Source organism: Ktedonosporobacter rubrisoli (assembly GCF_004208415.1).
Classification (GTDB): Bacteria; Chloroflexota; Ktedonobacteria; order Ktedonobacterales; family Ktedonobacteraceae; genus Ktedonosporobacter; species Ktedonosporobacter rubrisoli.
Genome location: NZ_CP035758.1, coordinates 884,420 through 899,457 on the forward strand (window position 1 = coordinate 884,420; position 15,038 = coordinate 899,457).

23 protein-coding genes are annotated in these 15,038 nt (G+C 52.7%); 7 read left to right on the forward strand and 16 right to left on the reverse strand.

Annotated features, from left to right (window positions below; all coding sequences use genetic code 11):
- Positions 1 to 19: 19 nt before the first annotated feature.
- The 4 genes from EPA93_RS03950 to EPA93_RS03965 all read right to left on the reverse strand — a co-directional run bounded on the left by EPA93_RS03950 (position 20) and on the right by EPA93_RS03965 (position 2,663).
- Positions 20 to 310: a hypothetical protein gene (locus tag EPA93_RS03950; RefSeq protein ID WP_129885789.1), complete on the reverse strand. Its 291-nt coding sequence runs from the start codon at positions 308 to 310 to the stop codon at positions 20 to 22.
- Between the two features lie 161 nt (positions 311 to 471).
- The gene (locus EPA93_RS03955) at positions 472 to 981 is read right to left on the reverse strand and encodes a hypothetical protein (RefSeq protein ID WP_129885790.1); all 510 of its coding nucleotides are present in this window, start codon (positions 979 to 981) and stop codon (positions 472 to 474) included.
- Between the two features lie 73 nt (positions 982 to 1,054).
- Complete coding sequence (locus tag EPA93_RS03960) at positions 1,055 to 1,276, reverse strand: hypothetical protein (protein ID WP_129885791.1); 222 nt, start codon at positions 1,274 to 1,276, stop codon at positions 1,055 to 1,057.
- Positions 1,277 to 1,361: 85 nt separating this feature from the next.
- The gene (locus EPA93_RS03965; RefSeq protein WP_129885792.1) at positions 1,362 to 2,663 is read right to left on the reverse strand and encodes a MobA/MobL family protein; all 1,302 of its coding nucleotides are present in this window, start codon (positions 2,661 to 2,663) and stop codon (positions 1,362 to 1,364) included.
- A gap of 543 nt (positions 2,664 to 3,206) precedes the next feature.
- Between EPA93_RS03965 and EPA93_RS03970 the strand changes: the two genes are divergently transcribed.
- Entirely contained in the window at positions 3,207 to 3,611 is a 405-nt protein-coding gene (locus EPA93_RS03970; RefSeq protein ID WP_129885793.1) for a hypothetical protein, read from the forward strand.
- Positions 3,612 to 3,664: 53 nt separating this feature from the next.
- Here EPA93_RS03970 and EPA93_RS03975 read toward each other — a convergent pair whose 3' ends face one another.
- The 5 genes from EPA93_RS03975 to EPA93_RS03995 form a co-directional block, all read right to left on the reverse strand.
- Positions 3,665 to 3,931 (reverse strand): hypothetical protein, encoded by a 267-nt coding sequence (locus EPA93_RS03975; protein WP_129885794.1) that lies wholly within the window; start codon positions 3,929 to 3,931, stop codon positions 3,665 to 3,667.
- Positions 3,932 to 3,942: 11 nt separating this feature from the next.
- Entirely contained in the window at positions 3,943 to 4,218 is a 276-nt protein-coding gene (locus EPA93_RS03980) for a hypothetical protein (protein ID WP_129885795.1), read from the reverse strand.
- A gap of 59 nt (positions 4,219 to 4,277) precedes the next feature.
- Positions 4,278 to 4,625 carry a DUF736 domain-containing protein gene (locus EPA93_RS03985; RefSeq protein ID WP_129885796.1) on the reverse strand — a complete coding sequence of 116 codons (348 nt, stop codon included), beginning with the start codon at positions 4,623 to 4,625 and terminating at the stop codon, positions 4,278 to 4,280.
- 586 nt (positions 4,626 to 5,211) lie between these two features.
- On the reverse strand, positions 5,212 to 5,565 hold the full coding sequence (locus tag EPA93_RS03990; protein ID WP_129885797.1) for a hypothetical protein: 354 nt from the start codon (positions 5,563 to 5,565) through the stop codon (positions 5,212 to 5,214).
- 17 nt (positions 5,566 to 5,582) lie between these two features.
- Entirely contained in the window at positions 5,583 to 5,984 is a 402-nt protein-coding gene (locus tag EPA93_RS03995) for a hypothetical protein (RefSeq protein ID WP_129885798.1), read from the reverse strand.
- Between the two features lie 139 nt (positions 5,985 to 6,123).
- Between EPA93_RS03995 and EPA93_RS04000 the strand changes: the two genes are divergently transcribed.
- Positions 6,124 to 6,351, forward strand: coding sequence for a helix-turn-helix domain-containing protein (locus tag EPA93_RS04000; protein ID WP_129885799.1), 228 nt, complete (start codon positions 6,124 to 6,126; stop codon positions 6,349 to 6,351).
- Here the strand turns inward: EPA93_RS04000 and EPA93_RS04005 are convergent.
- On the reverse strand, positions 6,342 to 6,521 hold the full coding sequence (locus EPA93_RS04005; protein WP_129885800.1) for a hypothetical protein: 180 nt from the start codon (positions 6,519 to 6,521) through the stop codon (positions 6,342 to 6,344). The genes EPA93_RS04000 and EPA93_RS04005 overlap by 10 nt on opposite strands.
- A 6-nt stretch (positions 6,522 to 6,527) precedes the next feature.
- A complete protein-coding gene (locus tag EPA93_RS04010) occupies positions 6,528 to 6,767 on the reverse strand; it encodes a hypothetical protein (protein ID WP_129885801.1) in 240 nt (79 codons plus the stop codon).
- Between the two features lie 181 nt (positions 6,768 to 6,948).
- On the opposite strand from EPA93_RS04010, the gene EPA93_RS04015 reads away from it, so the two are divergent.
- Positions 6,949 to 8,124: a helix-turn-helix domain-containing protein gene (locus EPA93_RS04015; protein ID WP_129885802.1), complete on the forward strand. Its 1,176-nt coding sequence runs from the start codon at positions 6,949 to 6,951 to the stop codon at positions 8,122 to 8,124.
- 22 nt (positions 8,125 to 8,146) lie between these two features.
- On the opposite strand, the gene EPA93_RS04020 is transcribed toward EPA93_RS04015, so the two are convergent.
- Both EPA93_RS04020 and EPA93_RS04025 read right to left on the reverse strand, forming a co-directional pair.
- On the reverse strand, positions 8,147 to 8,446 hold the full coding sequence (locus tag EPA93_RS04020) for a hypothetical protein (protein ID WP_129885803.1): 300 nt from the start codon (positions 8,444 to 8,446) through the stop codon (positions 8,147 to 8,149).
- 269 nt (positions 8,447 to 8,715) lie between these two features.
- Entirely contained in the window at positions 8,716 to 8,940 is a 225-nt protein-coding gene (locus EPA93_RS04025) for a helix-turn-helix domain-containing protein (RefSeq protein ID WP_129885804.1), read from the reverse strand.
- A gap of 343 nt (positions 8,941 to 9,283) precedes the next feature.
- On the opposite strand from EPA93_RS04025, the gene EPA93_RS04030 reads away from it, so the two are divergent.
- From EPA93_RS04030 to EPA93_RS04040, 3 genes are read left to right on the forward strand one after another with little or no spacing between them, the layout of a single operon-like run.
- Positions 9,284 to 9,478 carry a recombinase family protein gene (locus EPA93_RS04030; RefSeq protein WP_129885805.1) on the forward strand — a complete coding sequence of 65 codons (195 nt, stop codon included), beginning with the start codon at positions 9,284 to 9,286 and terminating at the stop codon, positions 9,476 to 9,478.
- Positions 9,479 to 9,482: 4 nt separating this feature from the next.
- On the forward strand, positions 9,483 to 9,929 hold the full coding sequence (locus EPA93_RS04035) for a recombinase family protein (RefSeq protein ID WP_129885806.1): 447 nt from the start codon (positions 9,483 to 9,485) through the stop codon (positions 9,927 to 9,929).
- Between the two features lie 57 nt (positions 9,930 to 9,986).
- Complete coding sequence (locus EPA93_RS04040) at positions 9,987 to 12,059, forward strand: recombinase family protein (RefSeq protein ID WP_129885807.1); 2,073 nt, start codon at positions 9,987 to 9,989, stop codon at positions 12,057 to 12,059.
- Here EPA93_RS04040 and EPA93_RS04045 read toward each other — a convergent pair.
- Positions 11,982 to 12,359: a helix-turn-helix domain-containing protein gene (locus tag EPA93_RS04045; RefSeq protein ID WP_422877875.1), complete on the reverse strand. Its 378-nt coding sequence runs from the start codon at positions 12,357 to 12,359 to the stop codon at positions 11,982 to 11,984. The genes EPA93_RS04040 and EPA93_RS04045 overlap by 78 nt on opposite strands.
- Positions 12,360 to 12,443: 84 nt before the next feature.
- Here EPA93_RS04045 and EPA93_RS04050 point away from each other — a divergent pair, with 84 nt between their 5' ends.
- Entirely contained in the window at positions 12,444 to 13,244 is an 801-nt protein-coding gene (locus EPA93_RS04050; protein ID WP_129885808.1) for an SDR family NAD(P)-dependent oxidoreductase, read from the forward strand.
- A gap of 60 nt (positions 13,245 to 13,304) precedes the next feature.
- Here the strand turns inward: EPA93_RS04050 and EPA93_RS04055 are convergent, their stop codons facing one another.
- Together EPA93_RS04055 and EPA93_RS04060 are read right to left on the reverse strand one after the other, a co-directional pair.
- Positions 13,305 to 13,583 carry a DinB family protein gene (locus EPA93_RS04055; RefSeq protein WP_340689231.1) on the reverse strand — a complete coding sequence of 93 codons (279 nt, stop codon included), beginning with the start codon at positions 13,581 to 13,583 and terminating at the stop codon, positions 13,305 to 13,307.
- 104 nt (positions 13,584 to 13,687) lie between these two features.
- The gene (locus EPA93_RS04060) at positions 13,688 to 14,749 is read right to left on the reverse strand and encodes a WD40/YVTN/BNR-like repeat-containing protein (protein ID WP_129885810.1); all 1,062 of its coding nucleotides are present in this window, start codon (positions 14,747 to 14,749) and stop codon (positions 13,688 to 13,690) included.
- Positions 14,750 to 15,038 lie beyond the last annotated feature (289 nt).

Below are 15,038 nucleotides of genomic sequence, written 5' to 3' on the forward strand. Positions count from 1 at the left end.
GGCTCACACCTCCTATGGGCTATCCCAGCTCCGGCGCGTCCGGGTCTGGGCCTGTCAACCGGGGATCGGGATTCTCCTTTTCCCATGCGTCTCGGTAATGTGCATACTCCTGCCAGTCTGTTTCGGTCGGCTGGTAGGGTTCTTCGGCTATCTGGTGATGAATATCGCTCAGTCCCAGCGAAGGGGAGATCTGGCCGGTTAATAAGAACTGCTGGTACGCCTGGCCGAAACCGTTTCTGTCCTGAAATCCGTTGCCCGCATTGATGTACGTGCTCTGGGCTGCCCGCTTGGCATCTTCCCAGGTTGACATGGTTTTCACCTCCCAGGAACTATTTTCCAGTGGCTCACTTGTAGCCGGTAAACTCTAGTGAAATTATACTATAAGTTACGCATGGCTTGCAGGAAGATTGGGGGATTTATCGAAAATGTGTTTAATTGATGCGGACTGGCAGGAAGATTCTTTTCCGCCCCCTATGACAGCGGTTCCGGTAAGGTTTCTGGTTGCGTCCACGTGCCCATTTCAGCAAAATATTCTTTTATTACCGCTTCCATATCCATGCAGTATGCTTTCAGCGCATCGCCCATGTCTATCTCAATCCTCTTGATAATAGCCTCGCCTTTCTTGGGCGGGAGATGTTCCTTTTCATTGAAAACCTGGATATAAATGCAGGTTTCCCGGCGAATGGACAGGATCAACTCCTGCAAGTGCTCACCGTAAATCTTCACCACCAGGTTATGAAACACCAGGGCGGCATTCTTTCCCAGCCGGTTATACACCGGGAATACGAAATGCATGTACTTCGGGGCGATATGGGACTTCAGGCTGTCCAGTATCTCAAAGCTGCCTGTGGGCGCTGTCCGTATCCACTCGGCCTCGTCATCGCTGCCATTGCTTTTGCCGTGCGGCGGCTCCCCCTTCCTGGCAGCAAATGCCTTGTACGGCTTCTTTTTTCGAGGCAGCAACGAGAATGGATCAAACATCGTGTGCATTCCTTATGCTAAAGTCGATTTACAGTTGGCGCGGAGCAATTCAGCCGATAGTCTGTGGCGGCATTTACCCTTCAGGCTCTCCATCCCCATCAGGGTCATTCTCCCTGTCCCGGTGACGGGTTGGAACGTATTTCTGCCACGTATCCTTCACTATAGAGTGGCCCAACCCATATTCCTGAATCTCTCCATATTCCCTAATCTGGCGCTCAAACTCCTTCACCAGATCGCTCGTCAGCGGGTCTTGCGCTCTTCGTTTCTCCTCCTCCCAGGATAACGGTTCAGACATCGAGGGCATTCCTTATTCTAAAAGTGGCTGTACGGGGCGTTGAACTGTCGCATATTATGGCTTCGGGTGGGGGCTTACCCTATATCTACCTTTCATGCTCTATATCCTTATCATGATCATTATTTCTGGACTGGTAGCGATTTACCACATATTCCTGCCATGTGTCTTTTACTGCTTCAACAGTATCATAGTACAAATTCGCAAATTTGACGAGTGTTTTATCAAACCAGCTTTTACCTAAGCCGTATTCCTGAATCTCCCCATACTGCCTAATCTGGCGCACAAACTCTTTCGTAATCTCGCTCATCAGCGGATCTTGCGCTTGGAATGGTTCCTCCTCCAGAGCAGGCGGCGGTTGCGCCTCCGGGGCAGGCTCCTCCTGGGTCAGGAAAGCAAAACTGTTTTCCGGTGCATACGCAGCAACCGGGTCGAGGATTGCGCCCGTCACATCCGTCTGGGCCATGTCTTGCACCAGCGCCTTCTCTTCCTTCCAGCTTAGTGCAGGTTCCGGTGCTTCCTGGCTAATAGAGATGGGGGAATCTTCGATTGCCGGTTCCAGCTCCGGCTCTAAAAACGCGCTTTTCAGCTCGCGGACTCTCTCCGCCTGAAGGGCCGCAATCTCCCCGGTGAGCTGGTCAATCCTCCAGTTGCTTTCCCGGATGGCGCGGTTGCGGTCGCCGCGAGAGGTAGCGATCCCCTGCCGCTCCAACGCGCTCGCCGCTTCGCCCAGATGAATCATCGGCGTGCGGTCAATGCCCCTGTCCTTGTAGCTCCGGTGATCCACCCGTTCGTCTATCCCCGCATCTTCCAGGTAGTCATTAATAATATCCGCGACCGCTTCCCGGATACGGATGATTTCCTGCGGGCCGGTCTTTTTATCATCCAGCACACGGGTCTTTGCGCCTAATCCGTTTTCATCTATCTCCCGTGTCGTGAACCAGAGGTGCGCGTGCCAGTTTCTATCATCGCCGTGGCGGTCGGGCGCATGGACACTCGCTATCACGGCAACCCCATAACGCTCGGCAAGAAAATCCGCCACTTCATGCGTTATTTGCTCGCGCCCTGCCGCATCCGCTTCAGAGGGCAAGGAAAACCTGCCGGTGCGTGCCGTGCGGCTATTCTTCCGCGTGTCCTGCGCCTGGGCTTCGTTCGTTAAGGCGTCAATATCAAACGTCCATTCCGGCACTTTTCCCTGCGCGGTGATAAACCATTGCTCGACGCCGCCCTTGCGCGTGTAGTCGGACGGCTCGTAATTGGGGGAGGCTTCCAGTTCCCTGTCATAGAGCTTGGTGCCGGTGATATAGGCGGCGGCTCCGACCGCAGTGCGCACCCCGGATCGACTGATGACGCCGATATCGCAACTGTACCAGTTGGCATCCACTACCATGCTATTTTCCTCCCCTGGAAAACCGCATTGGCGGCTTTAAGAAAATAGCACCTATCAAGGCAATAACTCGCAATTTGCAGTATTGCCTTCGCGCCCTGGCGCGATGTGTTGGGTAAGCCTTCGGCAAGGGGAAACTCCCCTTTTGAGAACGCACTGCAAACTGCGTTTGCGTAGGTGCGCCCTTCGGTCGTTTCGGCTACCGGAAATGTCGTTATATTTCGCATAGGTAACGCCATTTTCCCCTTGCGGGTTTACGCTATTTGGGTATCAACAGAGGTCGTTCTCCCCTGACGGGTATATGCTACTTCAACATTACAGCATGCTATCTGACGCTAGATGCTATATTATATAATTACGCATCCAGGTGCAGCTATTTTTTCAGGGGCAATTCCCGACCGGAACGACCGAAAGAGCCAAATAAAAAAGCGATGCGGCGTGAACCTATCATAAAATGTTCACTGGTTTCCAGACGGCTCCAGGAGTATCCTTTGTCCTGGAGTGTAGCCATGCTTGCATGTGCAATTCTCGAAAGGCAGGTTGGAAATGTCAGACAGCACCCGACCGAGAAGACCGAAAGAGCCGAAAAAAAAGAGCGCCAGATTAACCAATATAGACGCGCAGATAGCCGCGCTACAGAGAGAAAGAGAAACGGAAGCGAAGCGCATCAATGAAGAGGAATACAAAAAGGACACGCGCCGCAAAATCCTTATGGGTCAGGCGGTGCTGAAAGAGGCGCAACGGCGTGAACCCGTCAGAAAGTTTATGTACAATCTCCTGAACAGGGATTTGACACGGCCTGGGGACAGGGCGCTGTTTGATGACCTGATGGAGGAATGGGGAATGCCGCGCCTGCCCCCGCTGGATTCTATCCCGCCGACTCCGGTATCTGGCGGGCCGGTGGATGGACAGGCACCGGAGGAGAATACGCCGGAAATGGAAGATGCGTAGCCGGTAAGAGACGGGCGATGCACTGCTACGGCACCTGAGAAGAGAGGGAACGGCTACCGGTCATCTCCTTTGCTACGGTGCAGCAGCCTGAACCAGTAGTTCGTCCATAGGCTCTTATTATAGTATTCTATCTTTTTCTTGTATTCCATCTTTCTCTCGGCCTCTGTGGCTCTGCGCCGGGGATGCGGATGTCTGGGACGCTGATGCCGGGAAGGGGGATAATGGGAATGCGGATTCTGGGGCACGAACCAGAGTATCAGAACGGCTGCCGCGACCGACACCCAGAAAATGGTATCTATATTCTTTAAGAAGAAAGCCATACACTATCCTTTCACATTTGGGTTTGAGGTAAAGGGCGGGAGTTACCGTGCCTGCGCTCCGCGTTGGCAATAACCTCAAAGTCACCGTAGTATTTGCCTTCCCAGGGGATTAAATCCTCCCCCTTCGGGGTTAAATCTTCACGCTCTCCGTTTCGGACGATCCATATAGTGCCATACGTAAACCCTACGCAATCGCATTCTATGCGCGGGCCATCAAAGCCCCAGCTTTCCATTTGTTCGTCAGGTGTATTCCTGCCGTGATAGAGATGAAGTATTACCGTTGTCATAAAATGTCCTTTCCATTTCGGGTTTGAATGAGGGCGGCAGCGCTGCCGCCCTCCGGGCTTTAGAATTCCTGTCCGCTATCGGGCTGGGTACTCTTCGCCTTTGACTTGCGCCGCGCACGGTTCCAGGTGAGAACGTAGTCGCCGGTATCCGTCTTGTGGAGGAAGCAATTCCTCAGAGAGACGCTGGGATCTTCGATGGCGACGGACAGGTACGCCTTGCCGGTATTCTCGCTGGACTGCTTCCAGGCTACTCCCATCTCGCGGCCCGCTGCGGTCAAGACCCGGAAATCGGGAGCCTTGCCTGACCTGCTGTTGATGGGTTCGATAACGGCCTCTGCGGTGAATAAGAGCGTTTCGATGGTGCCTTCATAGCCTTTTTTCGTTTTCTTGAAATTTCCGATAATCATAACGTTTCTCCTTTTTCAGTTGCGAGGTCACACCATGTAACCTCTTGACGGCAACCGAGAAGGCGGGGTCGCTGCACGCTGCAACCTGAATTTTGTCTATCCGCGAGGAATGGCAACGTCAGGGGAAAATTATGGTTCGCGGCGTGCGGGGAGTTTGCCAGGTTAAGCCGGTGAAAGAGGTTTCTGGCTGTGCGAGCCTGAAAAAGGAAATCCGATGTGATGGCCTGGAAATAAGAAAACAGGGAAACATGGCGGCAAGGCATAGAGCGCTTGTGATACGCACCTGGAGGCCATGAAACCCGCAACGCGCCGGGCGGGGCTAGCTTCCGGTTCCGGTATCCTGGCCTAGTGGCCGTGAACGGGTAGCGCGGTATGAGGAAAACAGGGGGCAGGAGTGGCAAGGGATATCGCTTCGTCATCGGTGAAGCCCTCACCGCTTCTATTGTTGCGTTCCGCGTCCATGCTGGTACACGGTGCATTGTTCTCACGGAGGCGATGCACAGCCAATCAAGGGCATTGTGCCACCCGATGCTACAGGGCAGTTCTCAATGACTGGATGGGTGTGGAGAAGCAGCAGGCACCGCCGCTATGGGTCGGGATGCCTGGCATTTTCTACCAGGAACGTGCGCAGTTCCTCACAACGGGCAAGCACTTCATCCCGCTGCGGCGTTTGCTGGATCTTCTCCCTGGCCTGGGCCGTAAACACGGTGATGGCAGCCTCAATATATCCCACGTCGCTGCGGTTAAGCGCCGTGAAGCCGGTTTCAGGAAGCAGTTGCAGTTTCACCAGCAAGAGCTGGACTTCCACAATCTGCCGCGTGCGCCTGACTGATGGTGCGGTGAAGTTCCATAAATGCCGCTCATAAAAATACAAAATACAGGAAACCGCCTGGAGATGGCTGCGCGTCATTCCCGCAACCGGCTCGTTGCTTTCTTCCACGAACGTGCTCCTTTCCGCTAATGCTGGCTACGTACTTCTTTGTCTACATGTTCGACCACGAGCGCTAATTGCTTGCAGAGCTGTATGCACGGAGGGATCAAAGTATATTGGTGAGTGAACTTCAGTTCGATAAGATACATCGCGCAGCTTGTGTGCAGCAGATGTATCTCGTTATAGTCCAGTGGCGTTTCCTCATGCCATTCCTCGCGCTCCAGCATTTCGTTCAGTTTGGCCTTTAGCCCGGCAACGACTTCTTTAGCAAAGGGCAGATTCGGGGTTTTATCAGGCTCACAGCGCAGAAAAGCTTCAAAAAAATGCAGTGCGTCTTTCAGGAGCCTGACGGTCAGCAAGCTGAAAAATATCTTCGAGTCAGGTTGTGATTGTTGCGTGTGCCGTTTGCGACGGTTTTTTCTGCTCAAGATGTCACCACTTCCATCCGATAGATAATATAAAGGCTGATAAGTAAAGGCTTATGCTTAAGGGTACTAATACGTGGCTCCTTACGCTAGCCCGCCTCTTTTGGTATGCTAATGCAATCAAGCCTATGGAGACAACGCATTGATTTATATACGCCTGAAAGAGATCGCCCAGGAAAAGGGATTCTCGCAGGGCAAATTATCCAGAGCCAGCGATGTCGATGATAATACCATCAAACGGATTTACCGGAATCCGACCGCCACGGTCACAACCGAAACGCTGAGCAAGCTGGCGAAAGCGCTGGGCGTGTCGGTGCATGAACTTATCACGGAAGTCCCGGACGAACCGGCAGTGGAAGGTCAGCGCTGACTTCCCTGCTGGCGTTTCCGTTCGTCCTCCAGATACACCTGCACGAGCCGCCTGCCTGTGGCATCCGCCGTTCGCTTCAGCCGTGCGAACCGCTCCTCACTCGTTTCCTTCCTCACATGCACTGCCGGGATAGGCTGGGTGGATTGGTTGATACGAAACTGCTTAGTCATAATGGCTCAACTTCCGGGTGCCTCGCTTTCTAACGGTTCGTTCAGAGTTTCCGCGACAAGCCTGTTTGCCTCCTGTTCTCCCACGATAGTTTGTAGCTGTGCCTGGTCTTTCTGCATGTTTTCCATCTTCCGGGTGATAATTTCATGTCGGCCCACAATAGCCGGGCCATGCATAGCTAAATATGCTGATTCATAGGACAGCCGTATATTTTCAAGCAACCGGGCCACTTCGCTGTTATTCGGCATAATGCCCTCTTCCCGTGTGATACAATCAAACGTGCAAAAGATAATAACCCCGTAGACAAAAGTACCGTAAAATAGTCCTCTTTGGTAGATACACATCTGTAGGTATTATCATGAAGGAGCCTTTTTAATAGTACCCCCTTAGATGTGGGTGTTGATAATTTGCAGGGCGAGAGGTGAGCAGATGTATCACTACGGCATGACTATCCGGGAATATCGTGAAAAAGCCCATATGACCCAGCAGCAGTTAGCCGATAAATGGCCGAGAAGTGAACGGTTCGGCGGCGGCGACGGCGTGACCTGGAAATATATCCAGGATATCGAGCACGGCAGGAAACGCATTGATAATCCCCAGACGCTCCGCAAGGTCTGTGATATTCTTTCTATCCCCTACTGGAAAGTGGGACTCGCGGATTTTGACCCGTTTTCCCAGACGCTTCTGCCGGGACATGGCAAGTCCATGTATGAGGAAACCCTGGATACGGTCGAGGAACTGATACGGCAAATCTGGGCGTTGCGTTGCGCGGCCCGCATCGCGGAAGCCGATACCGGGGTCAGGAAGCTGGGCAAGTTATTCGCGTATTTCAATGAGTCCCTTCCCCCGCCTGTCCGGCTGGAGAAACGGTTCGTATTTCTCTACGTGCAGTATCTCCGGTTGAAAGCGACGGCGCTGCTGGAAAAGAAGCAGTACCAGGCCGTGATGCAGACCTATGAGGAAATATTCAAGCTGGTTGAACATGAAACCGAACCGTCCCTGAAAGCGCTGGCGCTGAAAAGCATCGGCAAAGAATTGAACCGCGAGGGCAACCACCAGGAAGCGGTAATGTATCTGGAAGACGCCAGGGACGCCGCTATCGGCGGCAGTCGCCTGCTGCGTGCGTTCATATCCTCGTACCTCATCCGCGCTTACGGCGGCCATAAGGACGCAGTGCGGTTTGAACGCGCCGTCGCTACCGGGCTGACGCTTGCTAAGGGGCTGGACGATATCGAAGACGGCACCGATTTTATCTACTCCTGGAGCGCGGTATCCGCCATCATGGCCGAGCAGAGCTGGGGCTATATCGAGTTGGGGCAACCGGAAAAGACCCTCGCCATGCGTGATGACATCACCGAAGCCCTGCGCGTCGGCCAGGACATCCGGGTGGAAGCCTGGATACCGCTGGATTGGGCGAAAGCCTATAAAATGCTGGGAGAAATCGAGCAGTGCGTCACCGAGCTGCGCGAGTTCTACCGCCGCTGCACCATCATGGGATCGGCCCATGCGCTGAGCCATGTCAATAAGGTGCTGCGTAGCCTAGACGAAGACGGATACGGCGATGTGCAGGAGGTGAGGGAGTTCAGGGAGGAGTTGCGGTTGTGAATTCACACGCATTCCCCATTTTTTATAGAATTACCACAGGCTTTCCTGGGCGAACTCCTTCCGGTGGCTCCTGGAAGCGTTCGGCGGGACGCAGGTTGACCTCTCCCCGCGTGATACTGAGCAGCATGGCGTTCTTCTGCACGCGCTGCGCCTGGCAGACACACAGGGGATTATCGCAGAAGGGGTCTTTCAGGCTATGGATGAGGAATACGGGGACGATGGTTTGTGGAATGCTGGTGTCGGTCATATAGGCAAGCGTCAGCGGTGGCTGCTTGTCTTCTTCGGGAAAATCCGGGAACAATGTACTGATGCGTACACTCATGGGCTTACCTCTCCCTGAATCGACAGGTAGCGCCAATCGTGGTAAACTACCACTAGGCTTTTAGCCTGTCCTGGCGGCAAAAACCCTCTAACGCAGTGTCTTTTGCCGCCACTGTGGAAACAGTTAAAAAGGATGGGAAATTTCTGATTGGGCTGTGGAACTTTCTCAGGGTGTACACAGCTTCAAATCCGGTTTATCAAAAGTCTCTAGGGACGCCTGGGTTCTTCCTGGGCGTTTCTTAGCATCACCTCCTTAAATAAGCCTGGATGTCAGTCGGCAAAATTAAGCCCTTCAATATCCATGTAGGTGATTTCTTTTTCTTCACCTAACTCCTTTAATCCCCTGGATATGGCGTTAGCAATCTTCCCGGCAGTCGCCTTATAGATGCTGTCGCCTTTTTCGGCGTCACTTACCGTGGCGGCGCGGACACCGGCCTCACGGGCCAGCCTCGCTTTCGACCATCCAAGCTTAACCCGATACCCTTCAAGCGTCATAGGTTAAGCCACTCCTAAACAAAGATAATTTCTTTTATAAGTATGCCATTCACACTGCTACGCTGTCAATAGTTGCAGGACGCTATCATACGCTGTGCATCATCACATTACGCTTCATGGCAAAACACACTGTTTTATGGTATAGTATAACTAACTCTATCGCTTGGGCTAATCCGTAAGACCGCAGAACCGTAAGGCGGTGTGGAACTGTTCATTTACAGTGCATTCCCTAAATCTTGAAATTCTCTGCTATAATATAAGCCAGGCGGAAATACACCCAAACGGAGGGCATTGCCCTTAGCACCTGTCAGACGAATGCGTTACGGAAAGGAAGACGCACATCATGCTACAGGAATTCATGTACCGGCGTGCCAGCACGGAGAGTGCGGACAGACACACGTTGGAACAGCAGGAAACTGCTTGCCGCAATTATTGCGAAACAAACGGCCTTACCCTCGTAGACATATTCCGGGAAACAGGCAAAGGTACACAGCAGGAACCCGGAACCTCGCCTGCTGAGCATAGAGAGGAAAAATAACACCATGCAGCACGCAACCTCTCAAGTACGCACCTCGGAAACTTCAGGGAAACGGGTGTTTCTCTACTGCCGCGTTGCTGTGAACGACGCGACAAGCAATGCCATCCTGGATCGGCAGGAAGCCGCCTGCCGGGCATACTCCACACAACACGGCCTGACCGTCGCGGGCGTGTTTCGGGATAGTTGCGGCGGCCTGCGCTGGCAGGACATGCCGGAATTTACCCGTATGCGGAAACAATATCTGGAAGGGGAAGCAGATGACGTGGTTGTCATCGACCCCAGCCGCATCAGCCGCAACACCAAACAGCTCTTTATCCTGGTGCAGGAGATGGCGGAACATGGCATTACCCTCTTCTGCGCGAGTGGCGGTCACAGGGATGCTTCCAAACTGGCCGTGTATATGCCGGAAGCGGAAATCGTGCGCTCACTTTTCGAGCGCTACAGCCGCTAAGAAAACGCCGGAACCGGACGCCGCCCGTCTTCGGTTCCTCCAGCACAGAAAGTACAGGTGAAGGAATTGTCCGCCTACCAGAAAAAGCAAGTACAGGAAATGACGAAACGGGTGCTGCGTGCGGTCATTTACTGCCGCGTCAGCACCGATAAGCAGGAACAGGACGGCGAAAGCCTGGAATACCAGGAAGAGAAATGCCTCCAATATGCCGCGCTACACGGCATTGAAGTCATTCTAGTCCTGAAAGAAACCAAGAGCGGCTACATCCACTATTCGCTGCGGGAGAAGCTGACGGTTGCCCGGCAGATGCTCCGTGACGGTCTGGCAGATATGATTATCGTCTGGGATTTACGCCGCTTCTCGCGTAACTTCGTACACTCCGCGATGATTTTTGAGGAAATCGAGAGCCACGGCGGCGAGATTGTCAGCGTATCTGAGAATATCGACAATAGCCTCACAGGCAGGTTGATACGCTCCATTCTGGCATGGAGTGCCGAATCCGAGCGTGAAAAAATTGTTGAATATGCCAACCGTCACTGGAAGGGCAGGTTCGAGCAGGGACTCCCTATCGGAACGGGCCGCGCCCCTTATGGGTGGGATTGGAAAGACGAGGATAAGACTGCCTATATTATCAATAAAGAGGAGACCGGGGTACGGCTTTCCATTGCGGAAATGTTTCTTGAAGAAGACATGAGCCTGCGGGCCATTGCCCACCATCTTACAGAGGCAGGTATAACTACTCCCACGAAATTACGGGGAGTCAATAAGAAAGAGAGTTTTTGGCGAGCTTCCACCGTTTACATGTTTCTCGCTGATCCGGTTAACATCGGAGTGATTACTATTGCCCGATCCGTGACCGTGACAGGCCCCGATGGCCGTTCAAAGAGGATTGCGAATGAGAACGCGAAGGTAGTTCCTGGCGGCATTCCGGCAATTATGACCGTGGAAAGGTATGAACTGATACTTGCGAAGCTGGCAACCAACCAGGCGACTAAAAGCCATCTCCATAAGAATGAGGAAGATTTTCTGCTCAAAGGCCATATCTTCTGTAAGACCTGTAATTACAGCATGGTCGGTAAAAATTGTAAAAGCCAGAACACTTCCTATCCTTTTTATCTCTGTCACAAAATAAGCAACAAATACGATGCTTGTCCTGATATGCCGGAGATAAGAACGGACAAGGTAAACCAGCTAGTATGGGAAGACTGTTGCCGTGTCTTTGAGCGGCTTGAATTGATTCGGGAGGTTATTGAACAGAATATTGACGCATCGGTGCAAGCCTTGCTTGAAGATACCAAAGGCCGCTCGCTCATGAAAGAGTTGGAAGACGATATTTCCTATGCTCTTACCGAGCGCGATAAGCATCCCAGAAATAGTTATTACTATACTCTTATTGATCAGGATGTCATGCATAAACAGGAACAGCTTGCGAGGCACCAGAAAGAATATGCCGCATCCCGCGATGTACTGAAATTATCTGCCACCTACCGGGAAAGCATTCTGGGCTTCTTATCTTTCCTGAGTACCATGCGTGGCCGGTATCATGAGGCAAGTTTTAGCGAGAAACGCCACGCATTAGATGTCCTGGGCGTGCAGGTGTTCATTTGTCCTGATAAAGAGCCGGTTATAGCTCCTGTAGAAACGGATGTGGAATGGCTGACGGTGCGAGAGGCGGCAAGACTGGCGGGAATAAAGCGGGGAACCCTGCGCCGTCATGTGGAGAGTGGAAATATTCGATCTGAGAGAAGAAACATACCTCAGCTAGCGATTCATCGTGACGAGCTGAAGCGATTTTTTTCTTCAATGGGCTGGGAGCGGGATTTGAAAGGGTATGACGATGAATGGATGACCGTTAACCAGTTGACTGTGCGCAATATTACAAACTGGCACACTATACACCGTGCGCTGGATCGTGGTACACTTCAGGCAGGTGAAAGGGAGGTTATGCATACCTGCATTCACCGGGATGAACTGAACCGTTTCTTGAGGGAATCCCCGGTTCGCCCAAGACCGACTTTGGAGGAGATTCAGGGCAGAATCGAGGTTACTTACTCACCTATGTTTGTTTCGCAGGAGAAAATGAGGGAGAGCATGGTCGTGCAAAACGGCGCAGGTGTTCAAGCGTTCTAAGACTTGCGTTGAAGGAGTAATGGAGCGCCCCTGCTCTAACCAGGTATACCAATCCACGCTGACACCAACAAGTTGTGCCACTTCAGCCCGCCTGAGCCCAGGTGTTTTGCGCCTGCTCCCGCGCAACAAACCAACCTCTTCAGGAGTAAGCCTTGCCCTGCGCGTTCGCAGAAAATCTCCTAGCTCGCGCAAACGATATTCTTGCTGCCGCTGACTTACCATTCCGACCTCCTTCATCCCGGTATCTGGAAAGAGCAACTCTTGAAACAGAGAAGCGCGATTCCTATGATTATTGCTCATCTTATTCTAGGATCTCCTTCAGTATACCATAGGTACGCGGGTGAAGCACCTGCAAAAGTTAAGTGAAAGGCGAGGTATGACAACATGAATTTAAGGCTTAGAGGGAAGAGGGCGTTAGTAACCGGATCAAGTTCCGGGATAGGCGAGGCTATTGCGAGGCTGCTAGCTGCAGAAGGCGTTGCTGTCGTGGTACATGGTCGCAACGAAAGCCGAGCCCGCGCTGTCGCCGAGGCGATCCGCGCCAAAGGAGGGAAAGCCGAGGTCGCTCCTGGTGACCTCACCACTGACACGGGGGCCGATGCGGTTGCCACAGCGGCGCAAGAGGGCGGACCTATTGATATTCTCGTCAACAATGCCGGAGTCTACGGCTACCTCTCATGGACGGAGGCAACGGCCGCGGACTGGGCGCAGAAATATAACATCAACGTAATTGCTGGCGTGCGGATGATCCAGCGCCTGGTACCACAGATGCGTGAGCGGCACTGGGGTCGGGTGATCCAGATTGGCGGCGCCTCAGCGCAGCAGCCTCATGCGCTCCAACCTGACTACAACGCGACACTGGCAGCTCGCCACAATCTTGCAGTGTCCCTGGCACGTGAACTGAAGGACACCGGTGTGACCTCCAACATCGTAGCACCTGGTGTGGTCCTGGTAGAGGAAGTCAGGGCCACTTTGACCAGTCTGGCGCCGGAAAGTGGCTGGGGCGAGGCGTGGGAGGAAATCGAGCCCAACGCTACACGGGCCATAGTTCCAAATGACGTGGGCCGTTTCGCGCGGCCAGAGGAGATCGCCGCAGCTGTCGCGTACCTGGCCAGCCCAGTTGCTGATTACGTGAGCGGTGCCACCATTCGCGTTGACGGTGGCACAAGCCGTTCGGTTTTTTAAGACCGCTTAGTATCAGGGAGAGGATAGCATGTCGCTGCCAAGTTAGCCGTCCCGCCTGCGCTAAGGCTTAGAGCGCAGCAGCCAGAATATGTTCTTTGCTACACTCATTTCGTAATCGCGAAAGAAAACGCGCCAGGGACCACAACCGAGCATAAAAGGCTGCATAAGCACTCTCTCGCCCTGGACTGTGTGCATCAAATCGTGAGCTGCCCACGTGTGAAGCATCCGGGCCAGCGTTACAGTGCCGAACTGCGGGTGCTGAACGGTTCGTGCCAGGTCGCCATCCTGCAAGTTCTGTAGCGCCATAAGGCTTTCCTGGCGCCTGCGCGCAGCAGACATTTACTCGCTGGCTCAGCATTCTCAACTTTTGCATTACTGCCGGGTGCATGGAGGTAAAAAAACGCAAAGAGCCTCCCGGTAAAGAAGATTCCCCACAGAAGCTTTCATTGCAACGCCCCCAATTTTTCCCAGTGCTTTCCCCCGTCATCAGTCCTGTATATATCAGCCTTGTTACTATCACTTGCCAGCAACGCCAGCCCGATCTGAGAAGAGACAAACTTAACTTTGAGATTGAATGCACTCCCTCCTGGAACCGGGTTCGACGATTTCATCCATTGTCCATTGGTTAGCGTGTACAAGAAAGCCCTATCTTCAAAATGCGTGGCGTCGACCATCTCCACTTCCTGAGTAGCTGTTGGAAGACGATTACCCCTTACCTGCCAGGTGTTTCCGCCGTCCTGCGTCATATATATATAGTATGTATCTGTCGTATCCGCAGTAAAAGCGGCAACGAAATAGCCTTCACGCTGGTTGAAAAATGAGAGGTTGAGCAGCCTATAGGGCTGTAGAGTTTCTTGTGAGGGAAAAGGAAGGGCCGGCGACTGTTTCCAGGTAGACCCACCATCATGAGTTACATAGAGAACCTCTGGAAAAGCACGAGGATCGCTGGGGGCAATATGCCCGGGCCCATCGATGGAAGTAACTAACCATCCAGTGTGAGCATCAGTAAAGGTGAGTAGGCTACCAGCATATTTCAAAGGCAGGTGAGCGACTAACTGCCAGGTCTGGCCTCCGTTATCAGTACGGAAAAGCGTCTCATCGTTTGCTGGGAATGGCGTTCTATCGTTACCCCCTTTTATCATCGATGGGTCAGGCAGCGGTGTCATTACCCAGCCATGCATGTGATCAAGAAATGTCCAGCTAGAAGTTCCCATCCCGTTTTTAGCGGTTACCGGCGTTGTAGGCCAATTGCAACGCTGCCAGGTCGCTCCTCCATCAACTGTGCGGTAGAAGTACAGGAGAGCGGTACCAGCTCCAGCAGGCTGGATTGGCTGAAGGAAGGCCATATCAGCATCAAACACAAAAACCCAGAAATCTTTTCCCACAAGTTCTTGTGGGAGCACGACTTGCTTCCAGTCCTTGCCACCATCGGTCGTACGAAAAAATGGAGTATTAGGAGCAGAAAATAGATTTTGATCGGACCAACCCACTTGCGAAGTTGCCATGTATATGCCGTTTAATTGTGCTCCAGAGCCTGGCAGTCTTGGAGGTGCTGAGGAAATACTGGTTGACTGGTCTTTGTGCACCGATACAGTGCCCGATGCAGCTGTCGATTCTCCTGGAAAACTACAGCCAGGAAGCAAAATAAGCATGAGGAGTGCACTCATCAATAGAAGCAGCGCATATCTCCGCGAAGGTTTCAAATGAATTTTCCGATACAAATTCTACCTCTAGATAATCTGGGTTATACAGTTTGTGACAGCATCTTAAAGTAATGGCAGTCAGATATGGCCA

Coding starts and splice junctions, on each gene's coding strand:
- EPA93_RS03950 (WP_129885789.1), bottom strand. CDS start 310: ATGTCAACCTGGGAAGATGCCAAGCGGGCAGCCCAGAGCACGTACATC.
- EPA93_RS03955 (WP_129885790.1), bottom strand. CDS start 981: ATGTTTGATCCATTCTCGTTGCTGCCTCGAAAAAAGAAGCCGTACAAG.
- EPA93_RS03960 (WP_129885791.1), bottom strand. CDS start 1,276: ATGTCTGAACCGTTATCCTGGGAGGAGGAGAAACGAAGAGCGCAAGAC.
- EPA93_RS03965 (WP_129885792.1), bottom strand. CDS start 2,663: ATGGTAGTGGATGCCAACTGGTACAGTTGCGATATCGGCGTCATCAGT.
- EPA93_RS03970 (WP_129885793.1), top strand. CDS start 3,207: ATGTCAGACAGCACCCGACCGAGAAGACCGAAAGAGCCGAAAAAAAAG.
- EPA93_RS03975 (WP_129885794.1), bottom strand. CDS start 3,931: ATGGCTTTCTTCTTAAAGAATATAGATACCATTTTCTGGGTGTCGGTC.
- EPA93_RS03980 (WP_129885795.1), bottom strand. CDS start 4,218: ATGACAACGGTAATACTTCATCTCTATCACGGCAGGAATACACCTGAC.
- EPA93_RS03985 (WP_129885796.1), bottom strand. CDS start 4,625: ATGATTATCGGAAATTTCAAGAAAACGAAAAAAGGCTATGAAGGCACC.
- EPA93_RS04005 (WP_129885800.1), bottom strand. CDS start 6,521: ATGACTAAGCAGTTTCGTATCAACCAATCCACCCAGCCTATCCCGGCA.
- EPA93_RS04010 (WP_129885801.1), bottom strand. CDS start 6,767: ATGCCGAATAACAGCGAAGTGGCCCGGTTGCTTGAAAATATACGGCTG.
- EPA93_RS04015 (WP_129885802.1), top strand. CDS start 6,949: ATGTATCACTACGGCATGACTATCCGGGAATATCGTGAAAAAGCCCAT.
- EPA93_RS04020 (WP_129885803.1), bottom strand. CDS start 8,446: ATGAGTGTACGCATCAGTACATTGTTCCCGGATTTTCCCGAAGAAGAC.
- EPA93_RS04025 (WP_129885804.1), bottom strand. CDS start 8,940: ATGACGCTTGAAGGGTATCGGGTTAAGCTTGGATGGTCGAAAGCGAGG.
- EPA93_RS04030 (WP_129885805.1), top strand. CDS start 9,284: ATGCTACAGGAATTCATGTACCGGCGTGCCAGCACGGAGAGTGCGGAC.
- EPA93_RS04035 (WP_129885806.1), top strand. CDS start 9,483: ATGCAGCACGCAACCTCTCAAGTACGCACCTCGGAAACTTCAGGGAAA.
- EPA93_RS04045 (WP_422877875.1), bottom strand. CDS start 12,359: ATGAGCAATAATCATAGGAATCGCGCTTCTCTGTTTCAAGAGTTGCTC.
- EPA93_RS04050 (WP_129885808.1), top strand. CDS start 12,444: ATGAATTTAAGGCTTAGAGGGAAGAGGGCGTTAGTAACCGGATCAAGT.
- EPA93_RS04055 (WP_340689231.1), bottom strand. CDS start 13,583: ATGTCTGCTGCGCGCAGGCGCCAGGAAAGCCTTATGGCGCTACAGAAC.
- EPA93_RS04060 (WP_129885810.1), bottom strand. CDS start 14,749: ATGGCAACTTCGCAAGTGGGTTGGTCCGATCAAAATCTATTTTCTGCT.